Consider the following 1,893-nt stretch of genomic DNA (forward strand, 5'->3'; position numbering starts at 1 on the left):
CCCGTCGCGGGGACCGCTTTGCGTACGACCGCCCAGAGGGTGCGGCCGTTCAGGCTGGTGGCGAGGAGCCCGAATCGATCGGCCTCGGCCACCACGTCCAGGACCTCCCGCCATGTCTCGGCGGAGAGCGATTCCGGCACCTCCGCTTCGATGGCCGTGGATCCGTCGTGCTCCCCCACACGCGTGGTGAGCCCGACGTCCGATAACCGAGCCGCGATGGCCTCCGCGCTTACTTCCGAAGCAGGCACAGGGCAGCCTCCGTCACCGGCGACCACTTCAGGTGAAGCTAGTTAACTAGATTAGAGCTAGTGGACTAGATTTTCCATATGTCTGAGCAGCCGCCCTATCTCCGCATCGCCGACGAACTGCGGCAGCGGATCGCGGAGCACGAGTGGACGGCGGGGGACCGGCTCCCCTCCCGCGCCCAGATCGCCCAGGAGTGCAGGGTGGGTGAGAACGTGGTCCGCCGAGCGCAGGAGCTGCTGATCTCCCAAGGTGTGCTGGAAGGTCGCGCCGGTTCCGGTACCTACGTCGCCGAGCCCCGGAAACGGGTACGGGTGGTCCGTTCGTCGGCGCGCGAGCAACCCGAGGGCTCCCCGTTCCGCGCGGACATGAGGGCCGTGGGCAGGCAAGGAGACTGGGAGAGCCGGACCGACGCCAAGATCCCGGCACCGGCGGAGATCGCGGCGCGTCTCGGTATCGCCGAGGGCGACCTGTGCGTCCGCACCGCGTACGAGTTCCTCGCCAACGGCAGACCCGTGCAGCTGTCGACGAGTTGGGAGCCGTACGACCTCACCGCCGGCACTCTCGTCGTCCTCCCCGAGGGAGGGCCGCACGCCGGGGCGGGCGTCGTGAACCGCATGGCGGAGATCGGCATCACCGTCAGCCACGCCGTGGAGCAGCCGGAGCCGCGGCAGGCGACCGCCGAGGAGGCCTCGCTCCTGGGCATCCAGAAGGGCTCACTGGTCACGCACATCCGGCGGACGTACTACAGCGACCAGGGGCAGCCCGTGGAGACCGCCGACATCGTGGTGCCCGCGGCCCTCTGCGAGATCGTCTACGAGATCCCGATCAGTCGTTGACCGGCCGCATCCCGCGTCCGTTGCCGATGCCCTCATGAGGTCGTCCGCGCGTGCCCCGTCCGTGCCCCTTCCGTGCCCGATCGAGCGGGAAACCACGGGGAGACACGGTGACGAGCGGGCAGCGCACAGCAGAACGGCCCCTGACCGTATGACCTGGTCAGGGACCGTTCGCGCTGCTCAGCAAGCGGAGGCGGTGGGATTTGAACCCACGGTGACATCGCTGCCACGACGGTTTTCAAGACCAGCCCGGTTCGCACAGCCAAGTTAGCTCTGACCTGCGTCTTAGGGCGGGAACTCCGCTCTGGCCGGACCTTCCTGGCCAGAGGATGGCCACATGACCGGCCCCGACCAAGGGAGACATGAAGATCGGGTCCAGCAGCGTCCTGTACGGACACCCGCAGTGGATCCCCATCGCGCGGGACGTCGGCGGGGGTCACCTCGTGCCGGACCATCGTCCCGAGATCGACCGGGGGCGCGTCCACGAAGCCGAGGCCGTGGAAGGCACTATGCGCGTATCCCATGAGATGCGGATGTCCCTGCCGATGCTCGTGGAGACGACCGCCACCTCTCTCGAGACCACCCAGCCCCTCAACGGCTACACGCCGGTAGTGGGCCCAGGAGCAGAAGCTGCGCTCGGGCTTCATACCGCTGCGCAACGACCGGACCGTGCATCGGTAATGACACAGCAGCGGATAGTGAGGTCGGTGGAGTCTCAACCTCGATCCACCGCGTAGCGGTCGGGCTGTGGACGGAGAAATCAGAAGAGGTGCCCGCTGACCTGGGATGATGGGAGTTCTGACGCTTCCAACAA

General features: G+C 67.5%; 2 protein-coding genes. One reads left to right on the plus strand and one right to left on the minus strand.

Annotated elements, in window-relative coordinates; genetic code table 11:
* Positions 1-248: hypothetical protein (locus ACFYQA_RS39440; protein ID WP_388928660.1), on the minus strand; the 248-nt coding region annotated here is incomplete at its 3' end.
* A gap of 78 nt (positions 249-326) precedes the next feature.
* Here ACFYQA_RS39440 and ACFYQA_RS39445 point away from each other — a divergent pair.
* A complete protein-coding gene (locus tag ACFYQA_RS39445) occupies positions 327-1,082 on the plus strand; it encodes a GntR family transcriptional regulator (RefSeq protein ID WP_388928662.1) in 756 nt (251 codons plus the stop codon).
* Positions 1,083-1,893 lie beyond the last annotated feature (811 nt).

This window comes from Streptomyces sp. NPDC005774 (assembly GCF_042871645.1).
GTDB classification, from domain to species: Bacteria; Actinomycetota; Actinomycetes; order Streptomycetales; family Streptomycetaceae; genus Streptomyces; species Streptomyces pratens.

Coding starts and splice junctions, on each gene's coding strand:
- ACFYQA_RS39445 (WP_388928662.1), top strand. CDS start 327: ATGTCTGAGCAGCCGCCCTATCTCCGCATCGCCGACGAACTGCGGCAG.